We start from the raw sequence: 15664 nt of genomic DNA, 5'->3' as shown, positions 1-15664 counted from the left end.
CCTCTATGCCGTTACTAACGATCGAAGCACATACTGCAAGATTCCGCCATGGCGGAAATAGTCGGCTTCTCCAGGGGTGTCGATTCGTAAAGTCGCCTCAAACTCGACAGCCTGCTTGCCAGGCTTGGAGTGCTCGCTTGGTTTAGCAACAACTTTTAGGGTCTTAGGTGTGAGACCCTCGTTCAGTTTCTCAACACCCGAGATTTCAAAAATCTCTGTGCCATCAAGGCCCAAAGAATCAGCCGAGGCTCCTGCTGGGAACTCCAGAGGTAGAACACCCATTCCAATAAGGTTGCTGCGGTGAATGCGCTCGAAACTTTGGGTAATTACTGCACGAACACCAAGCAAGCTGGTGCCCTTTGCTGCCCAGTCTCTTGAAGATCCAGAACCGTACTCTTTGCCACCAAGAATTACTAGCGGTGTACCGGCAGCCTGATAGTTCTGGGATGCGTCATAAATAAATGCCTGATCGCCAGCGGCTTTAGTGAAATCTCTGGTGTAGCCGCCTTCAACATCTTGAAGTAGCTGATTGCGCAAACGAATATTGGCAAAAGTTCCACGAATCATTACCTCGTGATTACCGCGACGAGATCCATAGCTGTTGAAATCAACCCGTGAGACTCCGTGCTCGGTTAGGTACTTACCGGCAGGTGAATCAGCCTTGATTGATCCAGCTGGACTGATGTGATCAGTTGTCACAGAATCACCGAGCTTCGCAAGTACTCGAGCCCCGTGGATATCTGTAACCGGAGTAGGCTCCATTTTCATACCGTCGAAGTAAGGCGGTTTGCGAACATAAGTTGATTTCGCATCCCAAGAGAATGTGTCGCCCGTTGGAGTGTCGAGAGACTGCCATCTCTTGTCGCCATCGAAAACACCCGCGTACTGGGTGGTGAACATGTCTGAGTTAATTGAAGAGTCGATAGTGCTCTGCACTTCTTCTGGTGTTGGCCAGATGTCTCTCAAGAAAACATCATTTCCAGAAGCATCGTCACCAAGAGAGTCTTTTTCGAAATCAAAGTCCATGGTTCCAGCTAACGCGTAAGCGATAACTAATGGCGGTGAAGCCAGGTAGTTCATCTTCACATCTGGGTTGATTCGACCTTCAAAGTTTCTGTTTCCAGAAAGTACCGCGGTAACAGCCAAATCATTCTCGTTCACGGCTGCGGAGATTTCCTCGTCAAGAGGCCCTGAGTTTCCAATACAGGTGGTGCAGCCATAGCCAACTAGTTGGAAACCTAGTGCGTCTAGGTCCTTAGTGAGACCTGCTTTGTCGTAGTAGTCAGTTACAACTTTGGAACCGGGAGCTAAGGATGTTTTCACCCAAGGCTTGGCCTTGAGTCCCTTGGCAACAGCTTTTCTAGCAAGCAATCCGGCCGCCATCATTACCGATGGGTTAGAGGTGTTTGTGCAAGAGGTAATTGACGCGATACTGACGTGTCCGTTATCCATCGAGAAATCTTTACCAGAAACCTTTGCTGGCTTGGAAGCAATTGATGAGTAGGTAAGGATGTCTTTTGCGAATTGGTTCTTTGACTTAGACAATTCGATTCGATCCTGAGGACGCTTAGGGCCTGCAATAGAAGGCACTACTGTTGCAAGATCAAGTTCTAGATACTCGCTGTATCGAGGTTCAATCGAAGGGTCGTGCCACAGACCCTGTGCTTTGCTGTACTGCTCAACTAGATCAATCTCACATTGCTTTCTTCCAGTGAAGCGAAGGTAATCAAGGGTTACTTCATCAATTGGGAAAATCGCGACAGTAGAACCAAACTCAGGGCTCATGTTTCCAATAGTTGCTCGGTTTGCTAGTGGAACAGAAGCAACGCCGGCTCCGTAGAACTCAACGAATTTTCCGACTACTCCGTGCTGGCGAAGTTTCTCAGTAATGGTTAACACAACGTCAGTAGCAGTTGCACCCATCGGAATCTGTCCAGTGAGCTTGAAACCAACAACTTTAGGAATCAGCATGGAAACTGGCTGGCCAAGCATCGCTGCCTCTGCTTCGATTCCTCCAACGCCCCAGCCCAAAACTCCAAGACCGTTGACCATTGTGGTGTGAGAGTCGGTGCCAACGCAGGAATCTGGGTAGGCAAGTAACTGGCCACCAACATTTCTGGTCATGACTGTTCGAGCTAGGTACTCAATGTTGACCTGATGCACGATTCCAGTGCCAGGAGGTACCACTTTGAAATCATCGAAAGCCATTTGACCCCAGCGAAGGAATTGGTAACGCTCAGCGTTGCGCTGGTATTCATATTCAACGTTTTTTTCAAATGCGTCCTTGGATCCTGCGACATCGATAACAACCGAGTGATCGATAACCAGCTCGGCAGGAGCTAGCGGATTGATTTTCTTCGGGTCTCCCCCAAGATCCACCATGGCCTCGCGCATAGTTGCGAGGTCAACAACACATGGCACACCAGTAAAGTCCTGCATGATTACACGTGCCGGGGTGAACTGAATCTCAGTATCAGGCTCCGCCTTTGGGTCCCAGTCCACGACGGATTGGATATGAGAAGAAGTTACGTTTGCACCGTCTTCGGTTCTTAGAAGGTTCTCAAGAAGAATCTTGAGGCTGTATGGCAAGGTCTTGGCATCAAGCTTGCTGATATCAAAGATTCGATAAGACTCGTTGCCTACCTTAAGCTCGCGCGCTACGCCGAAACTGTCAATCTTGGACATCTATAACTCCTAAAATTTTGAGCAAATCAGCTCCAGCTATCAAATTTACCACTTACCGGGTCCGAAGCACCGTGGCTCGAAGTATCAGCCAAGTCACAAGAATAACTAGTGCATAAAGCGGTGGCCCCATGGCAACACGGGCTGTAGCCAACAGTTCAGCACTCCCAGCCAAATACAGCGGAACCTGAACAGCGAGACGAAGGCTGAAGAAACCCACCCACATCGCTGTTACTAGCGAGTAAATTGTTACCTTCTTACGGTCCTTGCGCCAACTAGTGGCATTGCCACGAAGAACCTCGACCAGAACACCGATAATTGGCCAGCGAACCAAAATAGAAATCAAGAGCACGCTGCCGTAAACAGCATTGGTTATAAATCCTGGGACAAAGTAATCAACTGCTTCTCCACCTTCGCGAAGAGCCAACCAAGCTGCAAAGCCAACAGCTATCGCACCGATCAAAGCACTGCTGGGAGATTTGCGAGTAATCAAGCGATAAACAATAAACAATGCTGAAGCTGATGCTGCCAAGGAAACCGAAACAATTGCTTGTCCGGTTAGCGCAAAACTGATTCCAAACATCAGGCTTGGAATAATCGTCTCCGCAATGCCTAACTTGCCACCCATTCCTTCAAGAAGTGATTTGCTGTCTAGGCTTAGTTGTCCATCTACCGAATTAACGCCAAGTTTTTTGGCCGCCGAATCTCTAAACTTATCGTCGGTCATTTGCTAACGCTCTTTTGAGCACCTGAAGGTGCTACTAGTTCCAAAAGCTCCTTTGGCGGCATTGGCGAGCTACCTCGAATAACAACTGCTGACCTAAAGATTTCAATAACGTGCGACATCGAGAGAGTGTCGCCCAGAGCAAGGCCTGTTATCACACCGCGCAAGAACCATTTGGGTCCATCGACGCCGATGAATTTTGCCAGCCTGGTGCCACCATCACTGGTTGGGATCTGTGCGTTTAGTTCTGGCCCTAACGGCCCAACCACGCTTTCAGTTTTGCCCCCCTGCGCCAAAATTGATTGCTCTAACGAGGCACGAATCTCGTGCCAAACTCCTTCAGCTCCGGGGGCACTAAATGCTTGCAGTTGCAAGGTGGAGCCTTTGTGTTCAACGGTCAAAGCAACGATTTTATTTGTTGATGATTCCACCTCGAGCTTGTAAGTGACGTCGTCACGCATTGGAAGTTGAATGGCACCAAAATCAATGGTGGGCCGCACTTGGACCAGCTCGGTAACGTCGAACGGGCCACCACTTAGCCGATCAATCGGTTGGGATTTTGCTTTGCCGTAGTTGTCCATCTACTTATTTCCCGTCGATCCAAAGCCAGCTTGACCCCGGTCAGAATCAGGAAGTTTGTCAACGGCAATGAAATTGGCTTGCTCAACGCTTTGGATTAGAAGCTGCGCGATTCGGTCGCCAACTTCAATCTCGAATTTCTCTGTCGATGAGTTATAGAGCGTGACCATAATTTCGCCACGATAGCCGGCATCAATGGTGCCAGGGGAATTCAAAACTGTAATTCCGTGCTTTAGCGCTAGGCCAGAGCGTGGGTGCACCAAACCAACAAAGCCAGCAGGTAAGGCAATCGAAACTCCGGTTGGAACTAGTTCGCGAGCTCCCGGACCAATCGCCATCTTCTTGGTAGAACGAAGATCGGCGCCGGCGTCACCAGCTTTGGCGTAGCGAGGCTCGAATCCAGGCGATGCCATTACTAATACGGGTACGTGAGTCATAGATTCCCAGCGTAATCTATTGAGTGTGAGCGAACCAGAGAAGCCCAAATCCCCGCTATACAGGGAACGAGTCCTGCCAAATATCGGGACCTTTGCCGCCACTTTTGCCTTGCTGCCATCGATAGCAATAATTTCTGAGCCCTTTGATATAAGAATTGGCTTGGCTATTGGAGTTCTAGCCGTGATAACTATTTGGACACTACTTATTCTGCGGGCCCCAAAAATTGAGCTTTCGCAACTGGAGCTAAAGGCAGGCAGAGTAGCCATCTTGAGGAACTTTATTGGCGAAGCAGAGGTGATTTCCAAAGAAGGGATCTTCTTGGAGCGGGGGCCAAACTTGGATCCGGGAGCTCACAAGGTTTTTCAAGGCTCGGTGAAAACGGCAATCAAGATTCCAATTACGGACCCAGAAGATCCAACACCCTATTGGCTCATCTCCACCAGAAATCCCGACAAGCTGGCTGAACTTCTAAATAAGAGCTAGGAATCACATTCAGAGCAAATTGGACCATTCTTGGTCTTTCTGGCAACCAGCGAGCGGTGCTTGACAATAAAGCAGTTAGAACAGGTGAACTCGTCATCCTGCGGCGGCAAAACGACGACGTCTAGGTCCTCGGAAACTACATCCGGGATTGAGAAAGAGTCACCGGCGTCGATATCCTCGGTGTCCGAGGCTGTCTTAGCAGGGCCGCGCTCTTTGATAGCTTCGAGGGACTCGGTGTCGTCGTCAGCTTTTCTAGGAGCGTCGTAGTCGGTAGCCATGGGTGGCCCTTTCGTTTGTTCTTTAGGCGCTAGTAGTGTCTAACAAATACCCCCCAATAGCAAACTGACACAGCGTGAATTTCCTTAGAAAATGCCGTGTTTTTGCGCTCAGTCACCAAGCTTGCTGGCAAACTCATAGGCAGGAGATAACCCGACATGAAAGACATCAAGTTTTTAGGTTCAGATGGTGACTTTCTATTGCTGGAAGACTCCGAGGGCCAAAGGTTTCGCCTGCTTCTAGATCAGTCTGTAAGAAGTGCGATTAGAAACGAAGCCCCGCGAATGCTCGATGAGCCTCGTTTGAGCCCAAGGGAAATCCAAGAAGAAATAAGGGTTGGCCGAAGCATTGAGGAAATAGTCCAAGCCAGCGGCGCTCCAGTTGACTATGTAATGAAATTCGCTCAACCGGTTCTAGATGAGCTAAATCACGCAGTTTTGAACGCATTGACCGTTCGGCTTGAGGTTCCTGGGGACCGCTTCAATAACCCCGCCACTAGAGAGTTTGGCGAAATCATCAAGGCACGACTTGCTGCCAGTGGTGCGGGAATCGAAAAGTGGTCAGCCATGAAAGCCCCCGAGCATGGCTTTTTCATCTATTGCGAGTTTGAGCTTGAGGGAAAGCAAAACAAAGCGACATGGCTCTATGACCCGAAGCGGCTGGCGTTAATTCCCGAAAACGCATCCGCCATTTCTTTATCCTCTGGTGACAAAATTGCCGCACCCGCTCCAAGGTTGCGTCCTGTAAGCGCTCCGGTCTCGGATTTCACATCAAATCTTGCTGACACCGTAGAAATCGTCCGAGAACCTCCTATGCCAGCGTCGAGCCAGTTCACTGCGCCAACTCCAACCTCTGCTCCAATTTCCGATACGGCAGATCTTTTGGAGGCACTCCGGAAAAAACGCAACGAGCGGGAGTTGCTGGAAGACCAGGAAGAATCTCCGCACACCGAGTTCTTGTCAGTTGTCCCTGATCTCGATGAGCAGCCTGGGTTCGCTGATGAAGATGTAAGTCAGGAACCAGAAATTGTTGTTGCGGATAATCCTCCCGCACCCAAAAAAGGCAGAGCGTCTATTCCTAGCTGGGACGAAATCGTCTTTGGAACAAAGACCGAAGACTAAAAAACGATAAGCGGAACTTCCCACTCGGCCTGAGTCATACCTCCGTGCTGTCCGACCATCAATAACGATCTAGCTTTTGCAAATCCTCGGTGGTAGGCCACCCTATCGGCCTTAGGAAGTAGCACCAGATCCGGAGCCACGCGTTTGGCTTGCTCAGACAAGCTCGAAAGCCAACCAGCAGCTATCAAGTCAGCAATCGTGACAACGTCGCAATTGTTTCCGATTGCTTCAGCAATTTCAACGAGTTTGGTAGCTAAGTCAGTGTTTTCTTGAAAATAGAGAAAGCTAACTCGTGGGTCTCCCCCTATTTGCTCAAGATCACTAAAACATTCATACTCATCGAGGTAAATATGCCTTTCTGGTTCAACATCAATTACTCCATGGTCTGCGGTGAGAATAACTCCGACAGTTGACGGTATTGATCGAGAAAACTTATTCAGTTCGGAATCCAACTCTTCAATAGCGTTTAGCCACTGCTTGGAGTTAGAACCATAGCGGTGGGCGAACTGATCGAGTTCGGGAAAGTATAAATACGTCAAGCTGTTGGGAACACTAAGAGCCTTTTTGGCAGCCGTGAAACGGTCTTGAAAACTTAGGGCTGGAATGTAGTTGGCGTTTGGCATGGTGGCCATAGTGAACCCAGACTTGTCATACTCGGATGGACCAATGGTTGAAACCACCACCCCATTTTTTGCAGCTTTCTCAGAGATTGTCTCTAGGTCTTGATACTCGCGTGGATCAAGTTCCGAACCAAGATCGTTTAGAAAGTTGATGTTCCGACTTTTAGCTCGGTCATAAACTCGGTGTCCGAGCACCGCGTGGCTGCCATTAGCAGCACCTGTTGCAAGTGAAGTAAGGCTGGAACTAGTTGTTGCAGGAAACCCGGAGAACAAAGACTTAGCTGACACGAGCTTTTGATTGAGAAATCCTGCGTGTCCGGCAGCGCTTTTAATGTTTGCGGTGCCAAGACCATCTACCAGAATCACCAGATAACTCTTCTTCTGAGCGAGCTTTAGGGGATTATCGGAGGAGCTAAGCGCGAGATAGGCGCTTAGGTAGGCGTCGGAAAGCCTCCCGAGTGATTTGGGAACAGAAGGTAGCATCGAAGCTAAGTTTGCCACAGCAACAGGAAGACCATGGCCAAAGATCCTATTGAAGTAGTTCCAGAGCGTATCTTCGACATCGACCTATCCAAGGAGATGCAGGATTCTTTTCTTGAGTATTCCTATTCCGTCATTTACTCAAGAGCGCTACCCGACGCCAGGGATGGGCTAAAGCCGGTTCACCGGCGCATCGTTTACCAAATGGGTGAGATGGGTCTTCGCCCAGACAGGGGTCACGTCAAATCTGCTCGAGTTACCGGCGAGGTAATGGGTAAGCTCCACCCCCACGGAGACAGTGCTATTTACGATGCACTAGTACGAATGGCACAGCCGTTCTCTCTGCGCGCACCGTTGATTGACGGCCACGGAAACTTCGGAAGTTTGGACGATGGCCCGGCAGCTGCCAGATACACCGAGGTAAGGCTTTCAGCTGCCGCGCTAATGATGAACGAGGGGTTGAACGAGGATGTAGTTGACTTCAAGCCCAACTATGACGCTCAGCTTTCAGAGCCCGAGGTCTTACCCGCTGCTTTTCCAAACCTATTGGTGAACGGTGCATCTGGAATTGCAGTAGGTATGGCAACAAACATGCCCCCTCACAACATGCGAGAAGTAATCAAAGCGGCAATTCACCTTCTGAAGAACCCAAAGAGTACGCTCCAGGATCTAATGAAGATCGTTCCTGCGCCAGATTTTCCAAACGGTGGAATCATCATCGCTGGGGAGGGAATCGCCGAAGCTTACGAAACCGGTCGCGGCTCCTTCAAGACGCGGGCGCGAGTTGCGGTCGAGAGCGTTGCTCCAAGAAGAATGGGGCTGGTGGTAACTGAACTTCCTTACCTGATTGGCCCAGAAAAAGTTATTGAGAAGATCAAAGAAGGTGTCAACAGCAAGAAATTGCAGGGCATTTCAGACGTAATCGACTTGACCGATCGAAGCAACGGACTCAAGCTGATTATTGAACTAAAAACTGGCTTTGACCCACAAGTTGTTCTTGATCTTCTGTTCCGCTACACCCCGATGGAAGACAGCTTCGGTATCAACAACGTTGCTCTAGTTGATGGCCAACCCCAAACCCTTGGGCTTCGAGACCTGTTGGGTGTGTATCTAGCACACCGGGTGGTTGTAACCAAACGGCGCAGTCAAAACCGCCTGGGTAAGCGTCAGGCCAGACTGCACCTCGTCGAAGGAATGCTCCTTGCAATCGTCGCAATCGACGAGGTCATCAAGATCATCAGGGCCTCCGAAGAGGTCCAAGAAGCCAAAACAAAGCTCATGAAGAAATTCAAGCTCTCGGACATTCAAGCCGAATACATTCTGGAGCTTCGACTAAGAAGGCTAACTAAGTTCTCCAAGCTAGAACTAGACAACGAGAAGAAGCAGCTCAAGAAGGAAATCGAAGAACTTGAGAAGATTCTGTCTTCAGACAAGATCTTGAAAGAATTAGTTGCCACAGAGCTGCAAGAGGTAGCCGACAACTACGGTGATGACCGCAGGACATCAATCCAAGCCGAAGAAACAACTGCACCGGTGTCAAGTGGCAAAGAGCAAGTTTCCGCGCAATTAACCGACTCCCCCACAGCCATCACTCTTACTTCAAATGGGCGCGTGTTTCGCTCTGAGTCACCCGAAGCCCCAGCTTCAAGAAAAGTCGGCTATAGGAACTGGTTCTCATCGACCACGAGATCAGATGTTGTATTCATAACAGATTTGGGTCGAATGCTTCGAACACACATCGGGGACATCCCAGTCGGTGACTACGGTGCTCAAAACCCCGGTCCACTTGCCGCCGAGTTTCTTGGCCTTGGCAAGAAGGAGAAAGTTGTTGCCGTCATTCCGGTTGACGAAAAGAGTATCGTCGCGCTGGGAACCAAGAATGGAACCGTCAAGCGAGTACTGCCAGACTTCCCACAAAAATCGGACTTTGAGTGCATAAACCTGAAGGCTGGAGACAAAGTTGTGGGGGCAGCGCTCTCGGAAGAAAATGATGAGCTAGTTTTTATAACCCAAGACGCGCAACTGCTTCGATTTGACGCCAAGACCGTTCGCCCTCAGGGTAGAAATGGAGCCGGAATGGCTGGGATAAAGACCGAATCCGAAGTTGTCTACTTTGGGGTCTTGAAAGCAAAAACCAAGAACATCGTGCTCACGATTGCAAACAGTTCAAAAGCACTTCCCGGCACTGATCCCGGAGCACTAAAAGTCAGCAAGATTGACGAATTCCCGAAGAAAGGCCGCGCCACCGGAGGTATGAGGGCTCACAAGTTCACCAAGGCTAGGGATCAGATTGCTTTGGCTTATGCGGGACCTGAAAGTTTCCAATTACTAGATGCCAAAGGTAAGGCAATCGGTATTGAGTATGAGATCCAGAAGCGCGACACATCAGGAGATGCAGCGCCTGCGATTAGTTTTATCGGCTTAGCTTAAGCGTCAATTCGTTCGCGCTCGAGTGTATCTGCTGAGTCGATAATAAAGTCTCTTCTCGGACCGACTTCGTTGCCCATCAATAGCTCGAACATCTTTTCAGCCGCCGCAGCGTCTTTTACGGTGACTCTTCTAAGCGCGCGCTTTGATCGGTCCATGGTTGTCTCCGCTAACTGCTCGGCATCCATCTCTCCCAATCCCTTATAGCGCTGAATTGGTTCTTGGTAACTTTTCTTCGCGGTCTTTAGCTTTGCAAGCAACTTCTCAAGCTCTGCTTGCGAATAGGTATAGATGTGTTCGTTGGATTTGGAGCCAGCATTAATAACAGTCACTCGATGAAGCGGTGGAACTGCTGCATAAACTCTTCCGGCTTCCACTAGGGGCCTCATGTATCTAAAGAAGAGAGTTAGAAGCAAAGTTCTAATGTGAGCACCATCGACATCAGCATCGCTCATCAAAATCACTTTGCCATATCGTGCGGAAGGCAGCTCAAAGCTACGTCCAGAACCTGCACCCAATACTTGAATGATTGAGGCGCACTCTGTGTTTGAAAGCATGTCCGCGACCGAAGCCTTTTGAACATTGAGAATCTTTCCGCGAATAGGTAAAAGAGCTTGGTATTCGCTATTGCGAGCAAGCTTTGCCGTTCCAAGAGCTGAATCTCCCTCGACAATGAACAGTTCTGAAACTTCAGTTTCCGAAGTTCTGCAATCGACTAGCTTGCTTGGCAATGATGAGCTCTCGAGAGCATTCTTCCGGCGCTGAGTTTCCTTATGGGTTCGTGCCGATACCCTCGATTTTGTTTCAGCAACAATCTTTTCTAAAACCAAAGCAGACTGGGTCTTATCATCACGCTTGCCGGAAGAGAATCGCTCGTTTAGCCTCTTGGCAACAATTGCAGCAACAATGTTTTTTACTGCTGGCGTTCCAAGAATCTCCTTGGTTTGTCCTTCGAACTGTGGCTCTGCAAGGCGAACAGCAACAACAGCTGTGAGGCCTGCCAGGATGTCCTCTTTTTCAACCTTGTCGTTTCCAAGCTTTAGCTTTCTGGAATTTGCTTCGATTTCAGCGCGAATGGCTTTTACAGCTCCCTGCTCGAAGCCAGTTACGTGGGTTCCGCCCTTAGGTGTGGCAATTACGTTCACAAAGGACCGGAAGCTGGTTTCGTATCCTGTTCCCCAGCGAAGAGCTATATCCACCTCGCACTTTCTAGTGACTTCGGTGGAAACCATGTTGCCTTTTTTGTCTAGGACGGGAACGGTCTCGGTGAACTCGGTTTCTCCCCTGAGCCTCCAAATAGCCGTAAGGGCAGCATCTGGTGCCAGGTAGTCAACGAACTCGGAAATACCGCCATCAAATTTGAATTGCTGCTTGGTTGGTTTGCCACTTCTCTTGTCCACTACTGAAAGAACTAATCCGGGAACCAAGAAGGCGGTCTGCCTTGCTCGGTCTTCAAGGTCTTTGAGATCGAAGGCGGTCTCTTTTACGAAAATCTGCGGGTCTGGCCAGTACCTGACCCTGGTGCCGGTTTTGTTCTTGGCAACTTTTCCAAGAATCTTCAGTTCGCTTTTCTTGGCGAATGCCTTGAAGGGGCTTTGCGGCGAAATGGATTTCTTGTCGTCGAAAACCCCTGGTTCTCCACGATGGAAAGACATGGCGTAGGTTTGACCGTTTCGATCAACTTCAACATCTAATCGCTCGGACAAAGCGTTGACAACAGAGGCGCCAACACCGTGCAAACCACCGGAGGCTGCATAAGATCCGCTGCCAAATTTTCCACCAGCGTGCAGTTTGGTGAAAACAACCTCAACACCAGAAAGTCCAGTTTTTGGCTCAATATCAACAGGCACACCGCGGCCATCATCTTCTACGGTCACGCTGCCGTCTTTATTCAGTTCTATGGTGACGTGCTTGCCGTGACCAGCAAGCGCCTCGTCCACGCTGTTATCGATGATCTCCCAGAGGCAGTGCATCAATCCGCGGCCATCGGTTGAACCGATGTACATGCCAGGGCGCTTCCGAACGGCCTCTAGCCCTTCAAGGACGGAGAGGTGTCTAGCTGAATAGTCTTCGGTTGCCACTCTGAAATGCTAATCTCGGCCAAGCCCTTGAGCGCATCCAAACACCCGAAGTCGGGAAATAACTTCGCAGTTAGCGAAATATGGGTCAATTTGAACGAAAGCAAGTGATTGGTGTGCTCAAATAGGAGCCAGAAGGGAAACAAAACATATGCAGCCATTAGAAACACAGGATCAGAACCCAAGTGAAGTGCTAAGTGCGGCTGACCGCTGCGACGCCTGCGGAGCTCAGGCCTACATTCGTGCGTCACTGGCTACTGGTGAGCTGCTATTTTGTGCCCATCACGGAAACGCCAACAAGGCGAAGCTAGAGCCAATTGCAAAAGGCTGGCTAGACGAAACCGCCAAACTGCTTAGCAAGTAATTTCTAAAGACTTGAGCTACTGCTCCAAATAGTCTCGAAGCATCTGCGATCTAGAAGGGTGCCTCAACTTGGACATTGTTTTAGACTCAATTTGCCTAATGCGCTCACGGGTCACACCAAACTCTTCACCAATTTGATCTAGAGTCTTTTGAACTCCGTCGCCCAAACCAAACCTGCTCTTTATAACCCCAGCCTCGCGCGGGTGCAATGAACCAAGAATTCGTTCCAGCTCGCGCTGCAGCATTGTGAAGCCAACCGCATCGGCTGGAACCACGGCTTCAGTGTCTTCAATCAAGTCGCCAAACTCGCTGTCGCCATCTTCACCCAGTGGTGTGGAAAGGGAAATAGGTTCGCGCCCATACTTTTGAACCTCGACGACCTTTTCAGGTGTCATGTCTAGCTCTCTAGCTAGCTCTTCTGGGGTTGGTTCGCGTCCAAGATCTTGAAGCAGCTGCCTTTGCACTCTGGCTAGCTTGTTAATAACTTCAACCATGTGAACCGGGATACGAATCGTTCTTGCCTGGTCCGCCATGGCCCTAGTAATTGCCTGGCGAATCCACCAAGTTGCATAGGTAGAGAACTTGTAACCCTTGGTGTAATCGAACTTCTCCACAGCACGGATAAGTCCGAGATTTCCTTCTTGAATCAAATCCAAAAATTGCATTCCGCGACCGGTGTAACGCTTCGCTAGCGAAACAACGAGTCTTAGGTTTGCTTCCAAAAGATGGCTCTTTGCTTTCTGTCCGTCTTTTACTACCCAACGCAGATCGCGCTCTAGATCTTTAGAAAGCTGACGTTTCCCAGCGAGCTTCTCTTCGGCAAACAATCCAGCTTCAATTCTTTTTGCGAGCTCAACCTCAAGTTCGGCATTTAGAAGAGCAACTTTACCGATTTGCTTTAGGTAGTCCTTAACTGGGTCGGCTGTTGCACCCGTAATGGTTGTTGTCTGAGCCGGAATGTCATCGTCTTCGTTGTTTTTTAGAACAAATCCGCCACCTGGAACAACTACTTCTTCGACTTCTTCAACTGCTAAGTCAATTTCGACCGCAGTAATATCAACCGCTTCTGCTACGTCCGCGACTATGTCCTCCACAGACTCCAGGACGTCGACATCAACATCGTCTAACTCATCTTCGGGAAGGTCGGATATTTTGGACTTTGCAGGCTTGGTTTTTAAATCAGTTTTCTTAGCCTTTACTGCCGGTCCCTTAGAACTCGCTTTAGACTTTGCCGCTGGCTTCACCGCGGCAGACTTCGTAGCTTTCTTTGAGGCAGGTTTAGCAGGCTTGGGATTTTTTGCGGAAGCCGTCTTCAAAGAAGTCTTGGGCTTCGAGCTCTTGGGATCTGCCTTGGTTGCGCCGGCAGCTTTTTTGATCTTCGGGTCGGCCTTCAAGGAGGCTTTGGGGGAAGCCTTCTTTGTAGCTACTGTCGCCTTTGCCAATGTAACCTCTCGATGATGCCTTGATTTCGGGAATTACTAAGACCCATGTCAAGTCGAAAAGTTGCTTCGACGACTGGGTCTTCTTCAATTATGGCACCTATTTACAGCAGTTCTTGTACACGGCACCTTGGAAGATCTAGAACCCTGGTTTGGCTTCAACTATTCCTGATCTAGCCTTGGATACATGCCATTAGCGATAGTCACAGGGGCCAATACTGGGCTTGGATTCGAAACCGCAGTTGCCCTAGCCTCCAAGGGTTTCGAGGTGCTAATCACGAGTCGAAGCACTCTCAAAGGTAATGCGGCGGTTTCAAGAATCACTAGTGCCAACCCAATGTCCAAGGTTTCAATGATGGAGCTTGATCTGGCATCAATGGAATCAATCAACAAGTTTGTTTCTGCCTATCGCGCCAACTATGGCACCTGGGATGTGCTGGTAAACAATGCCGGAGCCAAGATACTTTCTAACTACGCCGAAACAGATTTCGGAGTCGAATACCACTACGGCGTAAACGCGGTAGGTCACTTTGCTCTCACGATGGATCTACTAAAACATCGTGCAGGAATTTCTCGAATCGTGTCCGTTGCATCGATAATTGCTCGATTCGCACCTAGCAAACTTGGACCCGCTGGTTCCAAGCAGAGCTACCAAGCTGGGATGAGCTACAGCGCAAGCAAACTTGCAAACCTTGCCTTCGCGCTAGAGCTCGAGAACCTTCTAGGCTCAGGCAGTTTTTCGTCGTTGGCTGCTCACCCAGGTTTTGCAAGTGCAGAACCCTATGGGCCAAAGACGACTAGATTCTTTGAGTCATTTCTTGCCCAATCGGCAAAAGCAGGTGCGAGACCGATTGTTGAGGCTGCTACTAACAATGAGATCCCAGGCGCTTCTTACCTTGGTCCAAAATATCTGGAGCTGTGGGGAGATTCGGCCTCCGCAAAAATTCCAGCGAGGCTAACACCTAACGAGCTCGGTGAGAATTGGAAAATTCTTGAGAATCTATCCGGTAAAAAACTAATCGTTTGATTCGTCGGGCTTGTTTCTTTGCCTTGAGGCAAGGTAACCCTCTAGCTCGGCGGCGATTTCTTCCGCATTTGGTAACTTTACTGCAGGTTTTCTAATAGGAGCTCTTGACGGGCCAGTCACTTCGTTTTGGTAACCCTGCTCCAAAGTTGCAATCATTTTCTGCAGCTCGGCGTTCTCTGAAATCTGATCGTTTAGTTTGGTCAGAAACTCTGTGCCGTCGTCTCGAAGGTCATCAGTTGGAAAGACCAGCCCGGTTGAAGACGCAACTAGCTCAAAAGCAGAAACTGCGGCTTGCGGGAAGTCGTTGTCGGCCAAGTAGTGCGGGCAGAGTAATACGTAACCAACAATCGGCAGCCCAGTTTTGGCTACCTTGAACTCTAGAAGATGCAAGACGTTGCCAGGAACCTGAGTTTGGGGCTTCCACTCGGAAAGCTGGTTGACAATGTCCATCCGGTTTCCAGAAACCGTAACACCGGTTTCTCTAGTGTGCGGAATTGGGAACGGAATTGAGTGAAGCCAAGTGACATCTTTTACCTGCAGGCGCTTGATGAGCCTCAAAACCGCGTCGGTGAATGCATCCCAGCGAAAATCTGGTTCATAGCCATGCAGGAACAAAAAGGGCTGGTTCACTTCGTCATGCACTAGATAAAGCGCCAAACTTGCTGGCTCGTAATCTTCGATGTGGTCTTTCTCGAAGAACATCACCGGTCGCCTGGATCTGTAATCCAGCAACTCGTCGTTATCAAAGTGCAAAACCTGAACAGAATCTAGATTTGCAAAAATATGCTCGGAAAACTGATTCAGCACTCCACCGGCATCAGTGAACCCAGTTAAGCCAGCAATCAGGTGCAGGCCAGCAGGAATCTCTTGGTGATCAGGCTCGAAGTGATAGATGGGCTCGGATGACATGATTCAATCCTAAGCACT

13 protein-coding genes and 1 pseudogene are annotated in these 15664 nt (G+C 49.4%); 5 read left to right on the top strand and 9 right to left on the bottom strand.

Annotated elements, in window-relative coordinates:
- Nucleotides 1–3: 3 nt before the first annotated feature.
- From acnA to dut, 4 genes are read right to left on the bottom strand one after another with little or no spacing between them, the layout of a single operon-like run.
- Nucleotides 4–2685: an aconitate hydratase AcnA gene (gene acnA, locus AC9UCN_RS04245; protein ID WP_509524076.1), complete on the bottom strand. Its 2682-nt coding sequence runs from the start codon at nt 2683–2685 to the stop codon at nt 4–6.
- 52 nt (nt 2686–2737) lie between these two features.
- Nucleotides 2738–3409: a DUF3159 domain-containing protein gene (locus tag AC9UCN_RS04240; RefSeq protein ID WP_509524073.1), complete on the bottom strand. Its 672-nt coding sequence runs from the start codon at nt 3407–3409 to the stop codon at nt 2738–2740.
- Complete coding sequence (locus AC9UCN_RS04235; protein WP_509524071.1) at nt 3406–3987, bottom strand: DUF3710 domain-containing protein; 582 nt, start codon at nt 3985–3987, stop codon at nt 3406–3408. Before AC9UCN_RS04235 ends, AC9UCN_RS04240 begins: the two co-directional genes overlap by 4 nt.
- Nucleotides 3988–4422: a dUTP diphosphatase gene (dut, locus tag AC9UCN_RS04230; protein WP_509524068.1), complete on the bottom strand. Its 435-nt coding sequence runs from the start codon at nt 4420–4422 to the stop codon at nt 3988–3990.
- Between the two features lie 25 nt (nt 4423–4447).
- On the opposite strand from dut, the gene AC9UCN_RS04225 reads away from it, so the two are divergent.
- Nucleotides 4448–4906, top strand: coding sequence for a DUF3093 domain-containing protein (locus AC9UCN_RS04225; RefSeq protein WP_509524066.1), 459 nt, complete (start codon nt 4448–4450; stop codon nt 4904–4906).
- Here the strand turns inward: AC9UCN_RS04225 and AC9UCN_RS04220 are convergent.
- Nucleotides 4903–5184, bottom strand: coding sequence for a DUF4193 family protein (locus AC9UCN_RS04220; protein ID WP_509524064.1), 282 nt, complete (start codon nt 5182–5184; stop codon nt 4903–4905). The two genes, AC9UCN_RS04225 and AC9UCN_RS04220, sit on opposite strands and share 4 nt — an antisense overlap.
- Before the next feature lie 156 nt (nt 5185–5340).
- On the opposite strand from AC9UCN_RS04220, the gene sepH reads away from it, so the two are divergent.
- A complete protein-coding gene (sepH, locus tag AC9UCN_RS04215) occupies nt 5341–6303 on the top strand; it encodes a septation protein SepH (RefSeq protein WP_509524062.1) in 963 nt (320 codons plus the stop codon).
- Here sepH and AC9UCN_RS04210 read toward each other — a convergent pair.
- On the bottom strand, nt 6300–7406 hold the full coding sequence (locus AC9UCN_RS04210) for an alkaline phosphatase family protein (RefSeq protein WP_509524059.1): 1107 nt from the start codon (nt 7404–7406) through the stop codon (nt 6300–6302). The genes sepH and AC9UCN_RS04210 overlap by 4 nt on opposite strands.
- 33 nt (nt 7407–7439) lie before the next feature.
- Here AC9UCN_RS04210 and AC9UCN_RS04205 point away from each other — a divergent pair, with 33 nt between their 5' ends.
- The gene (locus AC9UCN_RS04205; protein WP_509524057.1) at nt 7440–9833 is read left to right on the top strand and encodes a DNA gyrase/topoisomerase IV subunit A; all 2394 of its coding nucleotides are present in this window, start codon (nt 7440–7442) and stop codon (nt 9831–9833) included.
- Here AC9UCN_RS04205 and AC9UCN_RS04200 read toward each other — a convergent pair.
- On the bottom strand, nt 9830–11911 hold the full coding sequence (locus tag AC9UCN_RS04200) for a DNA gyrase/topoisomerase IV subunit B (RefSeq protein ID WP_509524055.1): 2082 nt from the start codon (nt 11909–11911) through the stop codon (nt 9830–9832). The two genes, AC9UCN_RS04205 and AC9UCN_RS04200, sit on opposite strands and share 4 nt — an antisense overlap.
- A gap of 148 nt (nt 11912–12059) precedes the next feature.
- Here AC9UCN_RS04200 and AC9UCN_RS04195 point away from each other — a divergent pair, with 148 nt between their 5' ends.
- Entirely contained in the window at nt 12060–12272 is a 213-nt protein-coding gene (locus tag AC9UCN_RS04195; RefSeq protein WP_509524053.1) for a DUF7455 domain-containing protein, read from the top strand.
- A gap of 34 nt (nt 12273–12306) precedes the next feature.
- Here the strand turns inward: AC9UCN_RS04195 and AC9UCN_RS04190 are convergent.
- Nucleotides 12307–13716 (bottom strand): annotated as a pseudogene (locus tag AC9UCN_RS04190) (RNA polymerase sigma factor); the annotation flags it as partial.
- Nucleotides 13717–13897: 181 nt separating this feature from the next.
- Here AC9UCN_RS04190 and AC9UCN_RS04185 point away from each other — a divergent pair.
- Nucleotides 13898–14737: an SDR family NAD(P)-dependent oxidoreductase gene (locus tag AC9UCN_RS04185; RefSeq protein ID WP_509524051.1), complete on the top strand. Its 840-nt coding sequence runs from the start codon at nt 13898–13900 to the stop codon at nt 14735–14737.
- On the opposite strand, the gene AC9UCN_RS04180 is transcribed toward AC9UCN_RS04185, so the two are convergent.
- The gene (locus AC9UCN_RS04180; protein ID WP_509524048.1) at nt 14726–15646 is read right to left on the bottom strand and encodes a proteasome assembly chaperone family protein; all 921 of its coding nucleotides are present in this window, start codon (nt 15644–15646) and stop codon (nt 14726–14728) included. The genes AC9UCN_RS04185 and AC9UCN_RS04180 overlap by 12 nt on opposite strands.
- Nucleotides 15647–15664 lie beyond the last annotated feature (18 nt).

This window comes from Rhodoluna sp., assembly GCF_036721215.1.
Classification (GTDB): domain Bacteria; phylum Actinomycetota; class Actinomycetes; order Actinomycetales; family Microbacteriaceae; genus Rhodoluna.
This window is presented reverse-complemented; position numbering and strand designations above follow the sequence as displayed.

What these genes read in the sequence shown, in the direction of transcription:
- acnA (WP_509524076.1), bottom strand. Translation starts at nt 2,685, where the DNA reads ATGTCCAAGATTGACAGTTTCGGCGTAGCGCGCGAGCTTAAGGTAGGC.
- AC9UCN_RS04240 (WP_509524073.1), bottom strand. Translation starts at nt 3,409, where the DNA reads ATGACCGACGATAAGTTTAGAGATTCGGCGGCCAAAAAACTTGGCGTT.
- AC9UCN_RS04235 (WP_509524071.1), bottom strand. Translation starts at nt 3,987, where the DNA reads ATGGACAACTACGGCAAAGCAAAATCCCAACCGATTGATCGGCTAAGT.
- dut (WP_509524068.1), bottom strand. Translation starts at nt 4,422, where the DNA reads ATGACTCACGTACCCGTATTAGTAATGGCATCGCCTGGATTCGAGCCT.
- AC9UCN_RS04220 (WP_509524064.1), bottom strand. Translation starts at nt 5,184, where the DNA reads ATGGCTACCGACTACGACGCTCCTAGAAAAGCTGACGACGACACCGAG.
- sepH (WP_509524062.1), top strand. Translation starts at nt 5,341, where the DNA reads ATGAAAGACATCAAGTTTTTAGGTTCAGATGGTGACTTTCTATTGCTG.
- AC9UCN_RS04210 (WP_509524059.1), bottom strand. Translation starts at nt 7,406, where the DNA reads ATGCTACCTTCTGTTCCCAAATCACTCGGGAGGCTTTCCGACGCCTAC.
- AC9UCN_RS04205 (WP_509524057.1), top strand. Translation starts at nt 7,440, where the DNA reads ATGGCCAAAGATCCTATTGAAGTAGTTCCAGAGCGTATCTTCGACATC.
- AC9UCN_RS04195 (WP_509524053.1), top strand. Translation starts at nt 12,060, where the DNA reads ATGCAGCCATTAGAAACACAGGATCAGAACCCAAGTGAAGTGCTAAGT.
- AC9UCN_RS04185 (WP_509524051.1), top strand. Translation starts at nt 13,898, where the DNA reads ATGCCATTAGCGATAGTCACAGGGGCCAATACTGGGCTTGGATTCGAA.
- AC9UCN_RS04180 (WP_509524048.1), bottom strand. Translation starts at nt 15,646, where the DNA reads ATGTCATCCGAGCCCATCTATCACTTCGAGCCTGATCACCAAGAGATT.